A 23729-nucleotide genomic window follows, 5' to 3' on the forward strand; every position below is an offset into this window, starting at 1 on the left:
GCCCCAGCGTCGCGGACAATCGCCGCGGGCTCGGGTTTCGGCACACCGCCTGCTTCAGGCCGCAGCTGCCGACGTCGATCCACGGTGAAGTGGATCATGGTGCGCCGGCGCCGCAGAGGGCAAGGAAAGTACGAATGACGGCCACATCCGGTGAAGGGAGTGGATGGCCGTCAGCGTGCACGGTCGATGTCGAGCCAACCGGACAGTCGAGCCAGGCGGGAAGAGCCCGGCCCAGTTGAATCGGCCCAACGCCACGCCACATGGGCCCAAGGCCCGGCGAAATGAGTCCGGGGCCTGGCGAATGAGGTCCGGACATGACTGAGGGCCACCCCGTGTGGGGTGGCCCTCAACCAATGTATGTCCGGCGGCGTCCTACTCTCCCACAGGATCCCTCCTGCAGTACCATCGGCGCTGAAGAGCTTAACTTCCGGGTTCGGAATGGGACCGGGTGTTTCCCCTTCGCCATGACCGCCGTAACGCTGTGAAGATATGAACCAGCAACCACAACTACCAGGCCCAAACACACCCTGGGCCGTTGCCGGCGCGCCGGGATCGTGTGGCGGGGTGGGTGGTTCGTGTCTTCAGAACCGCATAGTGGACGCACAGTCTTCGTTTTTGCGTTCGTCACGTGTGATGCTCACACCCCGCAAAGGGGGTGTGGTGTGTGACAAGCCCTCGGCCTATTAGTACCAGTCAGCTTCACGAGTCTTTAGTCCTCGCTTCCACATCTGGCCTATCAACCCAGTCGTCTTCTGGGGGCCTTACCCGGTTAACCCGGTGGGAGACCTCATCTTGAAGCGTGCTTCCCGCTTAGATGCCTTCAGCGGTTATCACTTCCGAACGTAGCCAACCAGCGGTGCTCTTGGCAGAACAACTGGCACACCAGAGGTTCGTCCGTCCCGGTCCTCTCGTACTAGGGACAGCCCTTCTCAAGTCTCCTGCGCGCACAGCGGATAGGGACCGAACTGTCTCACGACGTTCTAAACCCAGCTCGCGTACCGCTTTAATGGGCGAACAGCCCAACCCTTGGGACCTGCTCCGGCCCCAGGATGCGACGAGCCGACATCGAGGTGCCAAACCATGCCGTCGATATGGACTCTTGGGCAAGATCAGCCTGTTATCCCCGGGGTACCTTTTATCCGTTGAGTCACGGCGCTTCCACGTGCCACCGTAAGATCACTAGTCCCGACTTTCGTCCCTGCTCGACCTGTCGGTCTCACAGTCAAGCTCCCTTGTGCACTTGCACTCGCCACCTGATTGCCAACCAGGCTGAGGGAACCTTTGGGCGCCTCCGTTACATTTTGGGAGGCAACCGCCCCAGTTAAACTACCCACCAGGCACTGTCCCTGATCCGGATAACGGACCGAGGTTAGACAGCCAATACGATCAGAGTGGTATTTCAACGTTGACTCCACCCGAACTGGCGTCCAGGCTTCACAGTCTCCCACCTATCCTACACAAACCGAACCGACCACCAATACCAAGCTGTAGTAAAGGTCCCGGGGTCTTTCCGTCCTGCTGCGCGTAACGAGCATCTTTACTCGTAGTGCAATTTCGCCGGGTCCGTGGTTGAGACAGCGCCCAAGTCGTTACGCCATTCGTGCAGGTCGGAACTTACCCGACAAGGAATTTCGCTACCTTAGGATGGTTATAGTTACCACCGCCGTTTACTGGCGCTTAAGTTCTCAGCTTCGACCGTGAGGTCTAACCGGTCCCCTTAACGTTCCAGCACCGGGCAGGCGTCAGTCCGTATACATCGTCTTGCGACTTCGCACGGACCTGTGTTTTTAGTAAACAGTCGCTTGGGCCTGGTCTCTGCGACCTTCACCGCTGCAGGGAGCAAGTCCCCTCACGGATCCGGTCCCCCTTCTCCCGAAGTTACGGGGGCATTTTGCCGAGTTCCTTAACCACGGTTCGCCCGATCGCCTTGGTATTCTCTACCTGACCACCTGTGTCGGTTTGGGGTACGGGCGGCCTTGTCACTCACTAGAGGTTTTTCTCGGCAGCATGGGATCACTCACTTCGCCTCAATCGGCTCGGCATCAGGTCTCAGACATAAAAGACGCGGATTTACCAACGTCTCGTCCTACACCTTTGCCCGCGGATCAGCTTTCGCCTACCATCGCCGCGTAGAGCTACCCTCCTGCGTCACCCCATCGCTTGCCTACTACCGGATCGGTTCACGCGCTCACCCAGAACAACCCCGAAAGGTCGAACCAGGCTCGGGCGCTTAGCATCACCGGGCTCAGCATGGGCGCGACAAAGCCGGTACGGGAATATCAACCCGTTGTCCATCGACTACGCCTGTCGGCCTCGCCTTAGGTCCCGACTTACCCAGGGCGGATTAGCCTGGCCCTGGAACCCTTGGTCATTCGGCGGAGGAGTTTCTCACTCCTCTTTCGCTACTCATGCCTGCATTCTCACTCGTGTAGCATCCACGACTGGGTCACCCCGCCGCTTCACACGCCACACGACGCTCCCCTACCCATCCACACGTCTGGACCCCACCCCGAAAGGCAGAGCCGAACAATACGTGAATGCCACAGCTTCGGCGGTTCGCTTGAGCCCCGCTACATTGTCGGCGCAGAATCACTTGACCAGTGAGCTATTACGCACTCTTTCAAGGGTGGCTGCTTCTAAGCCAACCTCCTGGTTGTCTCTGCGACTCCACATCCTTTTCCACTTAGCGAACGCTTAGGGGCCTTAGCTGGTGATCTGGGCTGTTTCCCTCTCGACTACGAAGCTTATCCCCCGCAGTCTCACTGCCGCGCTCTCACCTACCGGCATTCGGAGTTTGGCTGATTTCGGTAAGCTTGTCGGCCCCCTAGACCATCCAGTGCTCTACCTCCGGTAGGAAACACGCGACGCTGCACCTAAATGCATTTCGGGGAGAACCAGCTATCACGGAGTTTGATTGGCCTTTCACCCCTACCCACAGGTCATCCCCCGGCTTTTCAACGCCGGTGGGTTCGGGCCTCCACGCGGTCTTACCCGCGCTTCACCCTGCCCATGGGTAGATCACTCCGCTTCGGGTCTAGAGCACGCGACTCACACGCCCTGTTCGGACTCGCTTTCGCTACGGCTCCCCCACACGGGTTAACCTCGCCACGCACCACTAACTCGCAGGCTCATTCTTCAAAAGGCACGCCGTCACACCCCACAAAGGAGACGCTCCGACGGATTGTAGGCACACGGTTTCAGGGACTATTTCACTCCCCTCCCGGGGTACTTTTCACCTTTCCCTCACGGTACTGGTTCACTATCGGTCACCAGAAAGTATTTAGGCTTGGCGGGTGGTCCCGCCAGATTCACACGAGATTTCACGGGTCCCGTGCTACTTGGGAACACGTCCAGGAGCCACCACGTTACGTCTACAGGGGTATCACCTGCTATGCCGGGACTTTCCAGACCCTTCGACTTCCGCAGCGGTTTATAACTCCTCGCCGGATCAGCAGCTCCGACAAGACGATCCCACAACCCCGCATAGGCAACACCTGCCAGCTATCACACCTACACGGTTTAGCCTCTTCCGCTTTCGCTCGCCGCTACTCACGGAATCACAATTGTTTTCTCTTCCTGCGGGTACTGAGATGTTTCACTTCCCCGCGTTCCCTCCGAACGCCCTATGTGTTCAGGCGCCGGTGACTGGACATGACTCCAGCCGGGTTTCCCCATTCGGACACCCCCGGATCACAGCTCGGTTGCCAACTCCCCGGGGCTTATCGCAGGCTCCTACGTCCTTCATCGGCTTCTGGTGCCAAGGCATCCACCGAGTGCCCTTACTAACTTGTCACAACAAACAGACACACAGTTCTCGGCAAAACAAAGATGCTCGCGTCCACTATGCAGTTCTCAAGAAACGAACGGACACCACCCCACAACCACCGCACACCACCACGAACAACCCCGAAACGAGAACAACATCCCGCCGGCGAAACCCGGGTGGCCGTTCGGTGAAGGAACGGCCCGACAACCCAAGGAAACCAAAACCACCACACAACAACCGTTGCGTGGTGGGCCTGATCCCTCAGGACCCAACAACGTGCCTCAGCGCCACCCACAGCCCACGCCCCGTTCCACACCCCACCACCAAAGGCAGCGAGAGCAGTACTAGGCCACGCAGAAACCATGGGCAAACACCCACTAGCCGATGCTCCACTAAATGAGCTCACCGCTCCGACACACTCGGCCGGACAACGGCGCCCTGAACAACCACCACAGTGAAACCACCACGACGGCCGCCAGAAAAGCTCCTTAGAAAGGAGGTGATCCAGCCGCACCTTCCGGTACGGCTACCTTGTTACGACTTAGTCCTAATCGCCAGCCCCACCTTCGACGGCTCCATCCCACAAGGGGTTAGGTCACCGGCTTCGGGTATTGCCGACTTTCATGACTTGACGGGCGGTGTGTACAAGGCCCGGGAACGTATTCACCGCGGCGTTGCTGATCCGCGATTACTAGCGACTCCAACTTCACGGGGTCGAGTTGCAGACCCCGATCCGAACTGAGGCCGGCTTTTAGGGATTCGCTCCACCTTACGATTTCGCAGCCCATTGTACCGACCATTGTAGCATGTTTGCAGCCCTGGACATAAGGGGCATGATGACTTGACCTCATCCCCACCTTCCTCCGAGTTGACCCCGGCAGTCTCCTATGAGTTCCCGGCATTACCCGCTGGCAACATAGGACGAGGGTTGCGCTCGTTGCGGGACTTAACCCAACATCTCACGACACGAGCTGACGACAGCCATGCACCACCTGTGCAGAGCCCTTACGGACCCCGTATCTCTACGAGATTTCTCTGCATGTCAAACCCAGGTAAGGTTCTTCGCGTTGCATCGAATTAAGCAACATGCTCCGCCGCTTGTGCGGGCCCCCGTCAATTCCTTTGAGTTTTAGCCTTGCGGCCGTACTCCCCAGGCGGGGCGCTTAATGCGTTAGCTGCGGCACGGAGAACGTGGAAGTCCCCCACACCTAGCGCCCAACGTTTACGGCGTGGACTACCAGGGTATCTAATCCTGTTCGCTCCCCACGCTTTCGCTCCTCAGCGTCAGGTAAGGCCCAGAGAGCCGCCTTCGCCACCGGTGTTCCTCCTGATATCTGCGCATTCCACCGCTACACCAGGAATTCCACTCTCCCCTGCCTACCTCTAGTCTGCCCGTATCGAAAGCAAGTCCGGAGTTAAGCCCCGGATTTTCACTTTCGACGCAACAAACCGCCTACGAGCCCTTTACGCCCAATAATTCCGGACAACGCTCGCGCCCTACGTGTTACCGCGGCTGCTGGCACGTAGTTGGCCGGCGCTTCTTCTGCGGGTACCGTCACTCACGCTTCGTCCCCGCTGAAAGAGGTTTACAACCCGAAGGCCGTCATCCCTCACGCGGCGTTGCTGCATCAGGCTTCCGCCCATTGTGCAATATTCCCCACTGCTGCCTCCCGTAGGAGTCTGGGCCGTGTCTCAGTCCCAGTGTGGCCGGTCGCCCTCTCAGGCCGGCTACCCGTAAAAGCCTTGGTAGGCCATCACCCCACCAACAAGCTGATAGGCCGCGAGCCCATCTTCAGCCAATAAATCTTTCCACCACCACCCATGCAGGCAGAGGTCATATCCGGTATTAGACCCAGTTTCCCAGGCTTATCCCAGAGCTGAAGGCAGGTTGCTCACGTGTTACTCACCCGTTCGCCGCTCGAGTACCCCGAAGGGCCTTTCCGCTCGACTTGCATGTGTTAAGCACGCCGCCAGCGTTCGTCCTGAGCCAGGATCAAACTCTCCGTTGAAAACCAACAAAAAGCCACCCCAGCAAACAAACAACCCACAGGTTGCCTGTCACCAAAGGAATCCGCGACAAAACACCACACACACCATCAGACCAAAGCCATCAGGCACGCACAGCACCTTGCCAACGGGGCAAAAAACACTGCATCGACTTTCGGCACGCTGTTGAGTTCTCAAGGATCAGACACACACCAGAACCAGACCTCCCAGCCCGGCTCCAGGGCAACTCCTCTACGTTACTTGCTCCGACCATCCGTGTCAACTCGGCTGTTCGGGGCGCCCTCAAGACCCGCTCAGAACGCCGAGGCGCTCCTGCGCTGATCTTGTGGGGGTGATCGCTGGTCCGGCCACCTCTCGGTGTCCCGCTCTCTCAGCGACCCGGTAAACCTTACCGATCTCTCCGCCGCCCGGCAAATCGGGCCCTTCGTGACCGGCTCGCCTGGATCTTACGTCCGTCACACAGCTGCGTGACGTCCGGTATGTCCCTGCGATCTGGCCGCCGTTCCGGCCGCCTTTCGGCGTCCCGCTCTCCGGCGACTCGTAGAAGTTACATGGTCGTCTCGCGATGGTCAACTTGGGGGTCGACCATGCGCCGACACCCTCGTGGAGGCGCCTGTGGGACGCCTGCCAGGGGACCGGACAGAGCCGCCCCGGCCGGCGGTGACAGGTCGTCGGACACCTGTGCACCGCCGGCCGGGGCAGTGGTCGAACTGGAGCTGACTGCTCCTGACTACCGACTGCTCTGCCTACTATCGACTACTTCTGCTCGCCGGACTTGTCGTCGTCGACGACCTCGCCCTCCACGACGTCGTCCCCGCCGTTGGTGGGAGCGTCACCGGCCGCGCCGGCAGCGTCGGCGTCAGCGGTGCCCTCGCCGGCGTCGCCGGCCGGGGTGCCCTGGGACTGCTGGGCGTTGGCGTAGATCGCCGAACCCATCTTCGTCCGCGACTCCGACAACTTGTCGAACGCCGCCTTCAGGGCGTCGTTGTCCTCACCCTCCAGCGCCTTCTTCAACGCGGCGACATCCTGCTCGACCTCCGACTTCACCTCAGCCGGAACACTGTCGGGATTGTCCGCGACGAACTTCTCCGTCTGGTAGACCAGACTGTCCGCCTGGTTGCGCAGTTCGGCGGCCTCACGACGACGCCGGTCCTCCTCGGCGTACTGCTCCGCGTCGCGGACCATCCGGTCGATGTCGTCCTTCGGCAACGCCGACCCACCCGTCACCGTCATCTTCTGCTCACGACCCGTCCCCAGATCCTTCGCCGACACATGCACGATCCCGTTCGCGTCGATGTCGAAGGACACCTCGATCTTGGGCACGCCGCGCGGAGCCGGTGCGATCCCGGTGAGCTCGAAGTTGCCGAGCGACTTGTTGTCGGCCGCCATGGCCCGCTCGCCCTGGAACACCTCGATCAGGACGGACGACTGACCGTCGGCCGCGGTGGAGAAGACCTCCGACTTGGTGGTCGGGATCGTCGTGTTGCGCTCGATGATCTTGGTGAAGATGCCGCCCTGGCCGGACAGCCGGCCCGACGCGATGCCGAGGGACAGGGGAGTGACATCCAACAACAAGACATCCTTCACCTCACCCCGCAACACACCCGACTGCAACGACGCACCAATCGCCACCACCTCATCAGGATTCACACCCTTGTGCGGCTCCTTACCACCAGTCAACTCCCGCACCACATCCGCCACCGCAGGCATCCGCGTCGACCCACCCACAAGAATCACGTGATCGATCTTGCCCACCTCGACCCCGCCATCCTTCAACACCTGCTGGAACGGCCGACGACACCGCTCCAACAAATCCCCCGTCATCCGCTGGAACTCAGCCCGAGTCAACTTCTCGTCCAAATGCAACGGACCCGACTCACCCAACGTCACATACGGCAGATTGATCGACGTCTCCGACGCCGACGACAACTCGATCTTCGCCTTCTCCGCAGCCTCCGTCAGCCGCTGCTTCGCGATCTTGTCCGCCCCAAGATCCACACCATGCTTGTTCTTGAACTGACCCACCAGCCAGTCCACAATCTTCGAATCCCAGTCATCCCCACCCAGATGATTGTCACCAGAGGTCGCCTTCACCTCAAACACACCCTCACCAATCTCCAACAACGAGACATCGAAGGTGCCACCACCCAGATCGAACACCAGAATCGTCTGATCCGACCCCTTGTCCAACCCATACGCCAACGCCGCCGCAGTCGGCTCATTGATGATCCGCTGAACATTCAACCCAGCGATCTCACCAGCCTCCTTCGTCGCCTGACGCTGCGCATCCGAAAAATACGCCGGCACGGTAATCACCGCATCCGTCACCGACTCCCCCAGATACGCCTCCGCATCACGCTTCAACTTCTGCAACACAAACGCAGAAATCTGCTGCGCCGTAAACGGCTTCCCATCCACAGACGCCGACCAATCCGACCCCATATGACGCTTCACCGAACGAATCGTCCGATCAACATTCGTCACCGCCTGCCGCTTCGCCACCTCCCCCACCAACACCTCACCATTCTTCGCAAACGCCACCACCGACGGAGTCGTCCGCGCACCCTCCGCATTCGTCACAACCGTCGGCTCCCCACCCTCAAGAACCGCCACCACAGAATTCGTCGTACCAAGATCGATACCGACCGAACGAGACATAACCACAAGCCTCCGAGCCAGATTGGGGTGCGGCGCCCGCGAGGGCGCCGCACCGGATGTTGTACCGATGAACAGGGGAGCCGACCGGTCGGCCGGATCGAACGGACAGGTTCAGTTGCGCAGTTTGCGCGGTTGAACGGTTGTAGGGCCGGGTCAGCCGACCCGAGCGGGTTCGGACGGGACGAGCTCGATCTCCAGCGAGTCGTTGGCGTCGTTGACGTCGACGAGGACGCGGTTGCCGTCGCGTACCTCACCGGCGAGCAGCTTGCGGGCCAGCCCGTCGCCGATCGCCGACTGCACCAACCGGCGTAGTGGACGAGCGCCGTACACCGGGTCGTAGCCGGTCAGCGCCAGCCACTCCTTCGCGCCGTCGGTCACCTCGAGCCGGATCCGCCGGTCCGCCAGTCTCCGGGCCAGGGCGGCGACCTGGAGTTCGACGATCCGGGTGAGCTCCTCCGAACCCAGCGGGTCGAACAGCACCACCTCGTCCAGGCGGTTCAGGAACTCCGGCTTGAACGACGTGCGTACGACGTTCATCACCAGGTCGCGCTTCTTCTCCTCCGCCAGCGCCGGGTCGGCGAGGTACTGCGAACCCAGGTTGCTGGTGAGGATGAGGATCACGTTGCGGAAGTCGACCGTGCGGCCCTGCCCGTCGGTCAGGCGACCGTCGTCGAGCACCTGCAGGAGTACGTCGAAGACCTCCGGGTGCGCCTTCTCCACCTCGTCCAGCAGGATCACGGAGTACGGGCGGCGGCGGACCGCCTCGGTCAGCTGACCGCCCTCCTCGTAGCCGACGTAACCGGGTGGCGCACCGACCAGCCGGGCCACCGAGTGCTTCTCGGCGTACTCGCTCATGTCGATCCGCACCATCGCCCGCTCGTCGTCGAAGAGGAACTCCGCCAGCGCCTTGGCCAGCTCGGTCTTCCCGACGCCGGTCGGACCGAGGAACAGGAACGATCCGGTCGGCCGGTCCGGGTCGGACACGCCGGCACGGGCGCGGCGTACGGCGTCCGAGACCGCGGTCACGGCACGGCGCTGCCCGATCAGCCGGTGCGCGAGCTCGTCCTCCATCCGCAGCAGCTTGCCGGTCTCGCCCTCCAGCAGCCGGCCGGTGGGGATGCCCGTCCAGGCGGACACCACCTCGGCGACCTCGTCGGGCCCGACCTCGTCGCGCACCATCGGCACGGTGTCGGAGACCTCGACCGGTGCCTCACTGGCCTCCCGAAGCTCCTTCTCCAGCTGGGGGATCTCGCCGTAGAGGATGCGGGCCGCGGTCTCCAGGTCGCCCTCGCGCTGGGCGCGCTCGGACTGCACCCGCAGGTCGTCCAGCCGCTGCTTGACCTCGCCCACGTGGTTGAGGCCGGACTTCTCCTTCTCCCACCGGGCCTCCAGGCCCCGCAGCGTCTCCTCGCGGTCGGCGAGCTCGGCGCGCAGCGTGGCCAGGCGTTCCTGGCTGGCGGCGTCGTCCTCCTTGGAGAGGGCCAGCTCCTCCATCCGCATCCGGTCGACCTGCCGGCGCAGCTCGTCGATCTCCACCGGGCTGGAGTCGATCTCCATCCGGAGCCGGCTGGCCGACTCGTCCACCAGGTCGATCGCCTTGTCGGGCAGCTTGCGCCCGGTGATGTAGCGGTTGGACAGGGTCGCCGCGGCGACCAGGGCGGCGTCGGCGATCTGCACCTTGTGGTGCGCCTCGTACCGCTCGCGCAGGCCGCGCAGGATCGCGATGGTGTCCTCGACGGAGGGCTCACCGACGAACACCTGCTGGAACCGGCGTTCGAGGGCGGGGTCCTTCTCGATGCGCTGGCGGTACTCGTCCAGCGTGGTCGCGCCGATCATCCGCAGCTCGCCGCGGGCCAGCATCGGCTTGAGCATGTTGCCCGCGTCCATCGAGCTGTCCCCGGACGCACCCGCACCGACGACGGTGTGGAGTTCGTCGATGAACGTGATGACCTGGCCGTTGCTCTCCTTGATCTCGTTGAGTACGGCCTTCAGGCGTTCCTCGAACTCACCGCGGTACTTCGCGCCGGCGACCATCGAACCCAGGTCGAGCGCCACCAGCCGGCGGCCCTTCAGCGACTCGGGGACGTCACCGGCGACAATCCGCTGGGCGAGCCCCTCGACGACGGCGGTCTTGCCCACGCCGGGCTCGCCGATCAGCACGGGGTTGTTCTTGGTACGCCGGGACAGCACCTGGACCACCCGGCGCACCTCGGAGTCCCGCCCGATCACCGGGTCGAGCTTGCCCTCGCGGGCGCGTTCGGTGAGGTCGACGGAGTACTTCGACAGTGCCTTGTAGGTGCCCTCGGGGTCGGGTGTGGTCACTCGCGCGGAGCCGCGGACCTGGGCGAACGCCGCCAGCAGGGCCTCGGCGTTGGCGCCGGCCCGCGTCAGGACGTCCTTGGCGGGGCCGGCCACGGTCGCGAGCCCGACCAGGAGGTGCTCGGTGGAGACGTACTCGTCGCCGAGCTCGGTCGCCTGGTCCTGGGCGACCTGCAGCACCTGGTAGAGCGGACGGGACAGTCCGGGTGCCTGAACGGTCGACCCGCTCGCCGCGGGCAGCCGCTCGGCGGCGTCGACGGCGGACTTCTCCACCGTCCGGCGGTCGGCACCGACCGCCTCGAGGAGACTCGCCGCGGTGCCTTCCGGCTCGGCGACGAGCGCGGTGAGCAGGTGGACGGGCTCCACGGCCGGGTTGCCGCCGTTGGCCGCCCGGCGGATCGCGGCCGAGAGCGCGTCCTGGCTCTTGGTCGTCAGTTTCTGTGCATCCATGGTTTCCGTGTCCCCGGTTTCGGTGTCCCCGTCGTGGTCATCGGGTCTTCTGCTGGTTGAACGATCCTGAAGTTGAGTCCATTCCACTCAACTTCGAGGTCGTTCGGGGCCCTGGGTCATGGGTCATCCGTGAGATCAGGGCTGTCGCCGACGCCGCGCCCGGCCCTTCCAGACCACGACGGCCTGGCTCGGGCGGGGCAGGAGCTCGGGGAGAAAGGCCGCCTGCTCGGCGGCTCGTTCGAACATCAGCCGGGCGTCCTCGAGAGCGCCCTCCAACTCCTGCACCCGGGAGCCGAGTGCCTCGACGACGGACTCCAACTCGAGGATCCGCCGCACGCCCTCCAGGCCGATGCCCGCGGCGGTGAGTTCGGTGACGTGCCGCAGGGTCTCGATGTCGCGGAGGGAGTAGCGCCGGCCGCCGCCCCCCGACCGGCCCGGGCGTACCAGCCCGAGCCGGTCGTAGGTGCGAAGCGTCTGCGGGTGCAGGCCGGTGAGCTCGGCCGCGACGCTGATGACGTAGACCGGCGTCTCGGCGTCCATCGACACGTCGAAGGCCGGCCGGGAGCGGCGGGAGCCGTCCGGCGAGCCGGCTCGGGTACCCGTCATCGGACGCCTTCTTTCCCGTCGTAACCACCGTGCGCCGCGTCGGTGCCGGTCGCCCGGCGGTAGGCGTCGAGAGCATCCCGGGCCTTGTCGTCGAGATGGTCGGGAACGACCACCTCCACGGTGACCAGCAGATCGCCCTTGGTGCCGTCCCGGCGGGCCGCCCCCTTGCCGCGTACGCGGAACGTACGGCCGTTGGGTGTGCCCGGTGGAACCTTCAGGGTGACCAGCGGGCCGGCCAGCGTGGGCACCTTCACCTCACCACCGAGCGCGGCCTCGGGGAACGAGATCGGCACGGTGACGGTGAGGTGCTCGCCCTTGCGGCCGAACCGCTCGTCCGCCTGCACGTGCACTGTGACGTACAGGTCGCCGGCCGGTCCGCCCCGCTCGCCCGCGGCGCCCTTGCCGCGCAGCCGGATGCGCTGGTTGTCGTACACCCCGGCCGGGATGCGCACCTGCATCGTGCGCGCCGACTCCGCCCGGCCCGAGCCGTGGCAGGTGGGGCACGGGTTGTCCACCACCAGGCCGCGGCCCCGGCAGGAGCGGCACGGCTCGGTCATCGCCAGCCGGCCGCCCTGGGAGGTGGCCCGCATACCGACGCCCTCGCAGTCCGGGCACACCCGCGGCATCGTCCCAGCCTTCGCGCCGGTGCCAGAACACGCCGGACAGGGCGCGTCGCTGGTCATCCGGAGCGGCACCGTCACGCCGTCGACCGCGTCGCGGAAACCGATGGTGACCTCGGTCTCCACGTCGGCGCCCCGGCGCGGGCGGGTGCCCGGCGGGGTCCGGGTGCGCCCACCCCCGGTGAAGATGCCACCGAGGATGTCGCCCAGACCGCCGCCTCCGCGGTTGCCGCCCTGCTGGGTGAAGATGTCGCCGAGGTCGAACGGGAAACCGCCACCGGCCTGGCCGCCACCCCCTCCGCCGCCGCCGGGGAAGCGGAACCCGCCTCCGCCGAACAGCGACCGTGCCTCGTCGTACTCCTTGCGCTTGGCCGGGTCGGAGAGGACGGAGTAGGCCTCGGAAACCTCCTTGAACCGCTCCTCCGCCTTGGCGTCACCCCGGTTGGCGTCGGGGTGGTTCTGCCGGGCGAGCTTGCGGTAGGACTTCTTGATCTCCTCGGCCGAGGCATCCTTGGAGACGCCGAGCACCTTGTAGAAGTCCTTCTCGAGCCATTCCTTCGTGCCCATGGTGCTCCCCACCTCCCCCTTGCTCAGCCGTTGCCGGTCGGCGGCTGGTCATCGGCGCCCGCCGTGGCGCCTTCGTCGTCGGCCGGGCCGGTGTCCTCGCCCGGCGCCGCCTGCTCCGGCGGCAGTCCGACGGTGGGTTCGGTGACGGCGACCCGCGCCGGCCGCAGCACCCGCTCGCCCAGCCGGTAGCCGGGCTGCAGGATCGCGGAGCACGTCGGCCCCGACACGTCGTCGGAGTACGCGTGCATGAGCGCGTCGTGCACACGTGGGTCGAACTCCTCGCCGACCTCGCCGAACTTCACCAGCCCGAGCTTGGACAAGGAGGTCTCCAGCGCCTCGGCCACCGCCTTGAAGCCGCCGGACAGCTCCTCGTGCTCCCGTGCCCGGCCGATGTCGTCCAGGACCGGGAGGAGCTCGGTCAGCACGCTGCCGACCGCCTGCTCCTGGTTTGCCTGCCGGTCGCGGTCGACCCGCCGCTTGTAGTTGACGTACTCCGCCTGGAGCCGCTTGAGGTCGTTGGTGCGTTCGACCACGGCCGACTTGAGGGCGTCCACCTCCGCGGCGGAGGCCACCAGGACCTCCTCGGCACCGCCCGACTCACCGGTCGGGGAGGCGGCCTCCGCGACGGTGTCGGCCGCGTCGCCGGCACCGGGCGAAGGCGCGGTCGCCCGCGCCTCCTCCCGGATCTCACCGGTGCGCGGGTCGATACGCCGCCGGTCGTGGACCACGGGTCCTTCGTGTTCCTCGGCCTGGCTCACTTCTGACCGCCCTGTCCCTCGTCGTTGGCGCCGCCCGCGGGCTTGTCCTCGTCGACGATCTCGGCGTCGACCACGTCGTCGTCCGCGGCGCCGGCGGAGGCGTCGGCGGTGCCCTCGCCGGCGTCGCCGGCCGGGGTGCCCTGGGACTGCTGGGCATTGGCGTAGATCGCCGAACCCATCTTCGTCCGCGACTCCGACAACTTGTCGAACGCCGCCTTCAGGGCGTCGTTGTCCTCACCCTCCAGCGCCTTCTTCAACGCGGCGACATCCTGCTCGACCTCCGACTTCACCTCAGCCGGAACACTGTCGGGATTGTCCGCGACGAACTTCTCCGTCTGGTAGACCAGACTGTCCGCCTGGTTGCGCAGTTCGGCGGCCTCACGACGACGCCGGTCCTCCTCGGCGTACTGCTCCGCGTCGCGGACCATCCGGTCGATGTCGTCCTTCGGCAACGCCGACCCACCCGTCACCGTCATCTTCTGCTCACGACCGGTGCCCAGGTCCTTTGCCGACACATGCACGATGCCGTTCGCGTCGATGTCGAACGCGACCTCGATCTGCGGGACGTTTCGGGGTGCGGGCGGAAGTCCGGTGAGCTCGAAGTTGCCCAGCGACTTGTTGTCCCGGGCCATTTCGCGTTCGCCCTGGAAGACCTCGATCATCACCGATGGCTGGTTGTCCTCGGCAGTCGTGAAGACTTCGGAACGCTTCGTGGGAATGGTGGTGTTGCGCTCGATGATCTTGGTGAACACACCACCCTTGGTGGCGATGCCGAGGGACAGGGGAGTGACATCCAACAACAAGACATCCTTCACCTCACCCCGCAACACACCCGACTGCAACGACGCACCAATCGCCACCACCTCATCAGGATTCACACCCTTGTGCGGCTCCTTACCACCAGTCAACTCCCGCACCACATCCGCCACCGCAGGCATCCGCGTCGACCCACCCACAAGAATCACGTGATCGATCTTGCCCACCTCGACCCCGCCATCCTTCAACACCTGCTGGAACGGCCGACGACACCGCTCCAACAAATCCCCCGTCATCCGCTGGAACTCAGCCCGAGTCAACTTCTCGTCCAAATGCAACGGACCCGACTCACCCAACGTCACATACGGCAGATTGATCGACGTCTCCGACGCCGACGACAACTCGATCTTCGCCTTCTCCGCAGCCTCCGTCAGCCGCTGCTTCGCGATCTTGTCCGCCCCAAGATCCACACCATGCTTGTTCTTGAACTGACCCACCAGCCAGTCCACAATCTTCGAATCCCAGTCATCCCCACCCAGATGATTGTCACCAGAGGTCGCCTTCACCTCAAACACACCCTCACCAATCTCCAACAACGAGACATCGAAGGTGCCACCACCCAGATCGAACACCAGAATCGTCTGATCCGACCCCTTGTCCAACCCATACGCCAACGCCGCCGCAGTCGGCTCATTGATGATCCGCTGAACATTCAACCCAGCGATCTCACCAGCCTCCTTCGTCGCCTGACGCTGCGCATCCGAAAAATACGCCGGCACGGTAATCACCGCATCCGTCACCGACTCCCCCAGATACGCCTCCGCATCACGCTTCAACTTCTGCAACACAAACGCAGAAATCTGCTGCGCCGTAAACGGCTTCCCATCCACAGACGCCGACCAATCCGACCCCATATGACGCTTCACCGAACGAATCGTCCGATCAACATTCGTCACCGCCTGCCGCTTCGCCACCTCCCCCACCAACACCTCACCATTCTTCGCAAACGCCACCACCGACGGAGTCGTCCGCGCACCCTCCGCATTCGTCACAACCGTCGGCTCCCCACCCTCAAGAACCGCCACCACAGAATTCGTCGTACCAAGATCGATACCGACCGAACGAGACATAACCACAAGCCTCCGAGTTGAGAGCCGCCCGGCGGACGCCGTGCGGATGGATCTGGTGTCGTGTTGTGCGTGCGATGCGCTTGCGCGATCGTGCTGGTGTCGCCCCCCTGCGGGCGGACGGTCGGAGTCCGACCTGTCAGCCTTGAGTGCCACCGGCTCAATCTTGCCGACCAAGCGTGCTTCAGTCAACAGAGGTGAGTCAACTCGGCTCAAGTTCAGGGTCGGGTCAGGGTCGCCTCCGGGTACCCGACGGGGCGACGTCGGCGGCAGAGGCAACGGGCGGGCATGCGAGAGGGCCCCGAGATCACCGGTGGCGATCTCGGGGCCCTCTCGACTCGTGGTGCGGCGACTTACGGGTGGCTACCTCCTGTCGGCGGCTCCGCTGACGCGGCAGCTCACCTGGCCGGCCACCCGAATGTCGGTCATGCGCAGGTGTAGATCTTGAAGTTGTCCACATCCATCACCGACGCCTGGGCGTCGCTCGACACACCGCTGGCCGAGATCCGGAACTGGACCTTCTTTCCGGCGAGGGTCAGCAGGTTGTACTTTGCCGAGGCCCAGCCGTGGGAGTCGTGCTGGGTCCAGGGCCCGCCGTTGACCGAGCCGGGCAGGGAGTTGGCATTCTTCCAGCCGCTGCCGTCGTTGTACTCCAGCTTGGCGGTCGTACCTGCCGAGGGCTGGTACAGGCTGAACAGCGTGGCGTAGTCGATCCGCAGCCAGCTACCGACCGGGATGGTCTTCTGGCTCGACGTCGCCGTGCTGGTCGTGACCGCCGGGTAGGGCCCGCTCGCCGGCTGGGTGAACAGCCCGAGTGCATCCTTACCGGTGTTGACGTAGTCGAACCCGATGTCCGCATTCGTCAGGCCGGCCCCACCGGCCATCGACCAGTCCGACGGACTGGCGTCGAAGGTCTGAACGTAGGACGACTTCACGTTGCCCACGGTGCAGTAGGGCGTGGCAACCGGGGCGGCGTTGGCCGGGTCCTTGTAGAGCTCGGTCGCGCGGACGGCCTTGTCGACCTGGGCGCAGTCGTCCTCGGTGATGTAGGTGCCGGTCTTGCCGATGTTCTTGCGGCAGGACAGCGGCAGGACGTTGAACAGATCCTTGTAGTCCGTACCCGAGGTCATCAGGTTTTCGGCGGTCCAGTAGATCTTGAACGCCTTCGCCAGGCCGATGCCACGGATGGTGTAGCCGTTGAAGGTGTCGCCCTGGGTGAGCAGGTAGGCGGTCTTGTTGCCCGGCCCGCTGTTGGTGTGCACGCCCCCGCTGTCGCGGTACTGCGCGTCGGCAGCCCACAGGGAGGAGGTCATGCGGTCAGGCTGGTCGTACTTGGTCGGGTCCTTCAGGCTGCGCAGCGGCGCGGGCAGGTCCGGCGACGCCGGCTTCTCGTCCTCACCGATCAGCCAGCCCTGGTCGCTGGCGGCCTTGCCGGGGTTGGCGGCCAGGTCGATCAGCTCGCCCATGGTGTCGGAGACCGACTCGTTGATCGCACCCGACTGGTAGGCGTAGAAGAGTGCGGAGGTGTGCGCCGTCACGCCGTGGGTCAGCTCGTGGCCCGTCACGTCGAGGCCGGTCACGCCCTCGCCGTAGACCATCTGCTGGATGCCGTCGCTCCAGAAGGCGTTGGCCAGGGGGCAGCCCGCCTGCAGCTGCGACAGGCAGGTCCGGGTGGAGGCCTTCAGCGTCTTGCTGTCGCCGCCGATGAACGAGGAGACGTCCAGGCCGGCGTAGGAGGCGTACCACTTGGAGACCACGCCGAGGTTGTCGTAGACCTTGTCGACGTCGGCGATGCCGGACTTCGCCTGGCCCTCGCGGCGGGTGTAGGCGTTGGTGGACCCGTCGCACACGGCGCCGTCCAGATTACCGGCGTCCTTGTTGTTCAGGTCGCAGACGTCGCGCTTGAGGGCCGCGTGGTTGTTGCTGACGGCCAGCGCGACGGTGTGGAAGCCGCTGTCGACGAAGACGGTGTAGTCGACGGAGTGGTCGGGGGTGTTGACCTGGAACTTCAGCGTCTCGCGGTTGACCGGGGCACCGGGCGCACCGAGCAGCGAGGGGTTGTAGATCCAGCGGCCCTCGCTCTTGACCTCGAGCTTGGCGGCGGAGACGTCGGCCTTCTTGGCGACGTAGTCGCGCGCCACGACGCGGCTCGCGCCGACGGTGAAGAGCTTCTGCTTCCTGACCGTCTGCACCGAACCCTTGGCTGTCTTGCCGAGCAGCGCCTCGAGGTTGCTCTGCTTGTCGAGGGACGCGACCAGCTCGCCCGCGACGACCGGGATGCCGTTGATGTACTGCTGCATACGGACGGTGTTGCCACCGTCGACCTGCTGCGACTTGACGGTCCTCATCTGGGCCGGGTCGACGCCGAGCTTGCCCGCGAAGTTCTGCAGGTGCGTCCTTGCCGCGGCCTTCGGAGACTCCGACGAGCCCTTCGGCAGCTTGATCGCCGCCCCCTTGGCCGCGATGCCTGTGACGTCGCCGTCGGAACCCTCTAGAACCTTGATCGAGCTGTCCGGCTTCTTGGGAAGGAAGCTCGGACCGGACATCGTGCCGGCATATGACGGCGCGGCGAGCGCGAGCGCGCTCCCGCTGATGACCGTCGCCAGGGCGGCGATGCCGCCGACTGTGCGTCGGTACTTCACTAGGAACCCCCATTAGTCCGAAGTGTGACGTGACGTCGCGTGCCGGAAGATCGGAACGCGCATACAGGTGCGCGAGGAGCCTAGTGGCAAATCGGACGATTTGGATACCTGAGGTATGACAAATCCGGAGCGGCCCCCGAGATACCAGAAACCGGACATGACGACGCGGCTACTCTGCGCGACACGACGACGCGGTCTCTCTGCGCCGGATCGTTCGGCTGTGATCCTCCGGAACCGGCGCGGGGGCCGCCCCGGAGCAAATCCCGGAGCGGCCCCCGCAGCAACCTCCGCGGCGCTCAGCCGCAGGTGTAGATCTTCAGGTTGTCCACCCACCAGGCGGAGTCGTCCGTCCCCACCTTGGAGTGGAAGCGGAACTTCACGGTCCTGCCCGCCAGGCTGGACAGGTCGTACCGAGTCCCGCCGAAGCCGTTGGACGTGTTGGCGAAGCTCTTCCGGCCACCGAGCTCGGCGGCGGGGGTGTCCTCGCCGTTGTTGTTCGGCAGTGCGGAAGCAGGCTTCCACCCGGAGCCGGTGTCGTACTGCACCTCGGCGCCGTCGTCGGCGGCAAGCAGGTAGGCGTGGTCGAAGCGGAGGTACGAACCCGCCGGGATCTTGACGCCCGCCTTCTGGGTCAGCGAAACGTCGTCACCCGAACTGGTCCACGCGACCGCGGACTCCTTGCCGACGGTGGCGTAGGGCAGGCCGACCTCGCTGGAGAGCACCCAACTGCCCTGGAACGTCCAGCCACCGCTCTTGGACTCGAAGTTCTCGGCGTAGCTGGCCATGGGCGACTTGCCGTTCGTGCAGTAGTCGACGTTCTTGGCCGAGCCGACCAGCGGGTCCTTGTACATCTCGGTGGCCCGGACGGCCTTGTCGACCTGCTGGCAGTCGTCCTCGGTGATGTAGCTGCCTGCCTGGCCGATGTTCTTCCGGCAGGCGAGCGGCATGGTGTAGAAGACGTCCTTGTAGTCAGCGCCGGACGTGAGCAGGTTCTGCGTCGTCCAGAGGATCTTCGCGGTCTTCGCCAGGCCCAGGCCACGGATGGTGTAGCCGTTGAAGGACGCGCCGTCCGCCGTCAGGTAGACCGACTTGTTGAACACACCGCTGTTCTCGTGGACGCCGCCGTTGTCCAGGAAGTCCACGTCGTCGAACCACATGTCGGAGGTCATCTTGTCCGGCTGGTCGTAGGCCCGGGGGTTCTTCATGTCCCGGATCACGCCGAGGGAGGAACCCTCGCCGATCTTCCACCGGTTGGCGGCGGTGTCGTCGGCGCTTCCGTTGGTGAGATCGACGATCTCACCCCACGCGTCCGACAGCCCCTCGTTGATCGCACCGGACTGGTAGAGGTAGGCCAGGTTGGCGGTGCGCTCCGTCACGCCGTGGGTCAGCTCGTGACCCGTCACGTCGTCGGTCGTCACGCCCTCACCGAACACCATCTGCTGGCCGTCCCAGAAGGCGTTCGCGAACGGGCAGCCGTTGGGGTCGGAGGTGCACACGCGCACCGTGGCCCGCAGCGCCTTGCCCTTGCCGTCGCCGTAGTCGGTGCCGATGAGCTTCGTCAGGTCGAGGTTGACATAGCTCGCGTAGCGGACCGAGGTGTCGCGGAAGAAGTCGTAGACCTTGTTGACGTCGGCCACGCTGGACGGGCCCTGGCCCTCCACGCGCGCGTAGGGGTTGGCCTGGCCGTCGCACGTGGTGTCCGCGTCGACCCGGCGCTTGGCGTCGCAGATCACGCGGTTGAGCGCGCGCTCGGTCAGCGAGTAGGCCAGCGCGGCCTTGCCGGTGGAGGCGTCGACGAGGACGCGGTACTGCAGGGCGCGCCGGGCGTCGCCGACCTGGTAGGTGTAGACGGGCTGGACGCCCTTGGCACCGGGCACACCGAGGATCGAGCCGTCGTACCAGTTCCGGCCCTCGGACCGGACCTTCAGGCCGGCGGTCGAGCCGAGCTTCTCCCGGGTCGCGACGACCTGCTTGGCGACGCCGGCGAACTTGTTGGCCTGGAGCTTTCCGACGCTCGGGAACGAGCGGGTGGGCTTGCCACCGGTCTCGCCCACGATGAACTGCAGGTTGTTGGACCGGTCGAGGGAGACGACCAGTTGGCCGGCGAAGACCGGGACGCCGTCGACGTCGCGGTCGAAGCGGACCGCGGAGCCGTTGGCGAGCTTCGTCGCCGAGGCGGCCTTCAGCTCGGTGCTGGGTACGCCGAACGCCTTGGCGTAGGTGGACAGGTGCGCCTTCGCGGCCGTCTCCGGCCTGGCGTCGGCGGCCACGCCCTTCGGCCGGGCGATGGCCCCGCCCCTGGGCTCGATGACGCGTACGGAACCGTCGTTGCCGCGCTGTTGCACGACGGCGTCCGGGGTGGTGCGAGCAAACGCGGGACTCGTGTTCGAGCCCGCGCTGGCCGGTGCGGCCATGGCAACCAGCGCCGAACCGCTGACAGCGGTGGCGAGAGCTGCAAGACCGCCGACCAGGCGACGCGATCTCACGTGGGACCCCCCGAGGGTGTCGTCTGGGAAGAAGAGAACAGACGTGAGCCTAGGACAGATCGGGGGATTCGGAGGAGGAAGCGGCACACCTGGGGAAAACGTGCCATCGGGCTGATACCCGACGAATGACTACAAGAAATGAACGAATCGAAAGGCAGTCATTCCGCGGCGCCGCTTCTCACCACAACGCACGAACCGCGGCGTCCAGCCGGCCCGCGACGTCGTCCACGCGTCGGTGCCGGCCACCGGCCACAACCTGCACGCCGCCGCTGACCACCGAGTCGACGTCGGCCGCGCCGGCGGCGAACACCACCGTCTGCGCGGCGTGGGCCGGGTCGGTCCCGGCGGTACGCACCGAGTCCAGCCGGACGTTCACCAGGTCCGCCCGGGCGCCGACCTCGATCACCCCGGTGTCGGGGAAGCCCAGCGCGCGGTGGCCCGCCTCTGTACACGCGGTGAGCAGGGCGGACGCCGGCCAGTGGCCGCGGCGGCCGGTGGCGAGGCGCTCGCCCCACTCCAGGGCGCGGGCCTCGGCGAAGAGGTCGACCACCGCGTGGCTGTCGCTGCCCAGGACGAGGGTCGCGCCGGCCCGGGCCAGCGCGCCAGCGGGACCGAGTCCGTCGGCGAGGTCGCGTTCGGTCGTTGGACACAGGCACACGGTCGTTCCGGTCTCGGCGAGCAGGCCGACCCCGCCGTCCTCCAGGTGCGTGGCGTGCACCGCGGTGGTGCGGGGGCCGAGGACGCCGCGGTCGAACAGGAGCCGTACTGGATCCATGCCGTACGCCGCCACGCAGTCGGTGTTCTCGCGGGGCTGCTCGGCGACGTGGACGTGCAGCGGCGCGGTTCGGGCATGCGCCCACGCGGCCACGGTCGGCAGCTGCTCGGCGGGTACGGCCCGCACCGAGTGCACCGCGGCCCCGATCGTCACGTCGTCGGCCCCGGCGTACCTCTCGTGCAGGGCGTCCACGCGTCCCGCCCATCGCTCGGCGTCCCCGTCGCCGAAGCGTTGCTGCACCCCGGTCAGCGGCGCGCCGATCCCGCCGGTGAGGTAGCACGCGTCCAGCAGGCAGATCCGGATGCCGGCGGTCCGGGCCGCGGCGACCAGCATGTCGGCCATCGCGTTCGGGTCGTCGTAGCGGCGGCCGCCCGGCCGGTGGTGGAGGTAGTGGAACTCCCCGACGCAGGTGACCCCGGCCAGGGCGAGCTCGGCGTACACCGCGACGGCGAGGTCGTAGTAGCTGTCGGGATCCAGCCGCTCGGCGACCTCGTACATCCGGTCGCGCCAGGTCCAGAACGTGCCGGTGCCGCCAGTGCCGCCAGTGCCGCCGCTACCGTCACTGCCTTCGGGTGGGTCCTGGGTTCGCCCGCGCAGCGCCCGGTGGAAGGCGTGCGAGTGCACGTCGGCCAGGCCGGGGATGGTCAGCCCGGGCAGCTGGACGGCCGAGGCGGGCGGCCGCGGTACGTTCGTGCGTACGGCCGTGATGCGCGTCCCCACCACCTCGACCAGCACGCCGGCCTCGACCTGGCCGGGCGGCAGCCAGGCGAGCGCGCACCAGTACGCGGTCGGCTCCGGGTTCATCCGGGACTCATCCGGGACTCATGTGGGGCTCATCCTGGGGACCCGGAGCGTCATCCGGCCAGCAGGTCGGTCAGGACGGCGGTCAGCGCGTCCACGCCGGCGAGGCAGTCGGCGGGTTCGGCGTACTCCTCCGGCGCGTGCGACACGCCCGTGGGGTTGCGGACGAACAGCATCGCGGCGGGGATCCTGGCGGCGGCGAGGATGCCCGCGTCGTGCCCGGCCTGGGTGGACAGGACCGGTGGTGAGCCGAGGCGGGCGGCCAGCCGGTCGCGCAGGCGTACGTCGAACTCCACGCGAGGCGTCCACGACTCCGGGTGCACCTCGAGCCGGGTGCCGTCGCGCTGGGCGCGGTCACCGGCCTGGCGGCGGATCTCCTCCACCAGGGCGTCCAGGCTCGGCTCGTCGGCGGCGCGGGCGTCCAGCCAGGCGCGGACGAGGGAGGGTACGGCGTTCGTGGCGTTCGGCTCGACCTGCACCCGGCCGAACGTCGTCCGGGCCTGGGTGAGCCGGGCGCGCTTGTTGGCGGCGAGCGCGGTCATGGCGTACGTCAGCATCGGGTCGTGCCGGTCGGACATCGCGGCCGTCCCGGCGTGGTCGGCCCGCCCGCCGAACTCGAACCGCCAGCGGCCGTGCGGCCAGATGTCGCGCGCCAGGCCGACGGGCGCGCCCAGGTCGGCCAGCGCCCTGCCCTGTTCGACATGGAGTTCGACGAACGCCGACGGCGCGTGCAGCAGGTCGGGTGCGGGTCCGAGGTCGACGGGTACGCCGGCCCGCTCCATCGCGTCGGTGAGCGGAACGCCGGCGGTGTCTCGCAGCCCACGCGCCCGGTCCGGCTCCAGCGCGCCGGTCAGCAGCCGCGACCCCAGGCACGGCACCCCGAACCGCGCACCCTCCTCCTCCGCGAACACCGCGATCCCCAGCGGCCGGGTCGCCTCAGCTCCACCGGCGGCCCCGCCGGCGGCCCCGCCGGCAGTCCCGCCGGCAGTCCCGCCGGCAGACTCGGCGGCTCCCGCGGACCTGATCGCGTCCAGCGCGGCGAACGCCGAGACCACGCCGAGCGGCCCGTCGTAGCCGCCGCCGTCGGGTACGGAGTCCAGGTGGCTGCCGGTGACCACGCCTCCGGTCACCCGCGCGGGATCCGGCCGCCACCACGCGACCAGGTTGCCGTTGCCGTCGGCCTCCACGGTCAGGTCGCGGCGTTCGGCCTCGTCCCGGAACCACCGCTCGCACTCGCGGTGCGCCGGCGTCCAGGAGTAACGGTGGTAGCCGCCGGTGCGGTCGTCCCGGCCGATCGGCGCGAGGGCCTTCCACAGCTCCTCGAAGCCGGTCCCGAGAGAGCCACTCTCGCCGGCAGTCCGCCCCGCCGTCATGGCTGCACCGCTGTCCCC

General features: G+C 66.1%; 10 protein-coding genes and 3 rRNA genes. All 13 read right to left on the reverse strand.

Annotated features, from left to right (window positions below):
* Nucleotides 1-359 precede the first annotated feature (359 nt).
* Nucleotides 360-476: ribosomal RNA gene (rrf, locus tag F4554_RS30590) — 5S ribosomal RNA — on the reverse strand.
* A gap of 187 nt (nt 477-663) precedes the next feature.
* Nucleotides 664-3793, reverse strand: a 23S ribosomal RNA gene (locus tag F4554_RS30595).
* A gap of 465 nt (nt 3794-4258) precedes the next feature.
* Nucleotides 4259-5775 (reverse strand): 16S ribosomal RNA (locus F4554_RS30600).
* The 16S, 23S and 5S rRNA genes sit together here, the layout of an rRNA operon.
* Nucleotides 5776-6529: 754 nt before the next feature.
* Nucleotides 6530-8431 carry a molecular chaperone DnaK gene (dnaK, locus tag F4554_RS30605; RefSeq protein WP_179791055.1) on the reverse strand — a complete coding sequence of 634 codons (1902 nt, stop codon included), beginning with the start codon at nt 8429-8431 and terminating at the stop codon, nt 6530-6532.
* Nucleotides 8432-8584: 153 nt separating this feature from the next.
* Nucleotides 8585-11200 (reverse strand): ATP-dependent chaperone ClpB, encoded by a 2616-nt coding sequence (gene clpB / locus F4554_RS30610; protein ID WP_179791056.1) that lies wholly within the window; start codon nt 11198-11200, stop codon nt 8585-8587.
* Between the two features lie 135 nt (nt 11201-11335).
* Nucleotides 11336-11806: a heat shock protein transcriptional repressor HspR gene (locus F4554_RS30615; RefSeq protein ID WP_420360739.1), complete on the reverse strand. Its 471-nt coding sequence runs from the start codon at nt 11804-11806 to the stop codon at nt 11336-11338.
* On the reverse strand, nt 11803-12993 hold the full coding sequence (gene dnaJ / locus F4554_RS30620; protein WP_179791057.1) for a molecular chaperone DnaJ: 1191 nt from the start codon (nt 12991-12993) through the stop codon (nt 11803-11805). The genes F4554_RS30615 and dnaJ overlap by 4 nt, the downstream gene beginning before the upstream one ends.
* A gap of 23 nt (nt 12994-13016) precedes the next feature.
* A complete protein-coding gene (gene grpE / locus F4554_RS30625; RefSeq protein ID WP_179791058.1) occupies nt 13017-13751 on the reverse strand; it encodes a nucleotide exchange factor GrpE in 735 nt (244 codons plus the stop codon).
* Nucleotides 13748-15637 (reverse strand): molecular chaperone DnaK, encoded by a 1890-nt coding sequence (gene dnaK, locus F4554_RS30630; protein WP_179791059.1) that lies wholly within the window; start codon nt 15635-15637, stop codon nt 13748-13750. The genes grpE and dnaK (F4554_RS30630) overlap by 4 nt, the downstream gene beginning before the upstream one ends.
* A gap of 422 nt (nt 15638-16059) precedes the next feature.
* A complete protein-coding gene (locus F4554_RS30635) occupies nt 16060-18276 on the reverse strand; it encodes a M4 family metallopeptidase (protein WP_179791060.1) in 2217 nt (738 codons plus the stop codon).
* Nucleotides 18277-18572: 296 nt separating this feature from the next.
* Nucleotides 18573-20762 (reverse strand): M4 family metallopeptidase, encoded by a 2190-nt coding sequence (locus tag F4554_RS30640; protein WP_179791061.1) that lies wholly within the window; start codon nt 20760-20762, stop codon nt 18573-18575.
* Nucleotides 20763-20940: 178 nt separating this feature from the next.
* Nucleotides 20941-22341: a formimidoylglutamate deiminase gene (locus F4554_RS30645; protein ID WP_179791062.1), complete on the reverse strand. Its 1401-nt coding sequence runs from the start codon at nt 22339-22341 to the stop codon at nt 20941-20943.
* 50 nt (nt 22342-22391) lie between these two features.
* A complete protein-coding gene (locus F4554_RS30650) occupies nt 22392-23711 on the reverse strand; it encodes an allantoate amidohydrolase (protein ID WP_179791063.1) in 1320 nt (439 codons plus the stop codon).
* Nucleotides 23712-23729 lie beyond the last annotated feature (18 nt).

Source organism: Actinopolymorpha rutila (assembly GCF_013407855.1).
GTDB lineage: Bacteria > Actinomycetota > Actinomycetes > Propionibacteriales > Actinopolymorphaceae > Actinopolymorpha > Actinopolymorpha rutila.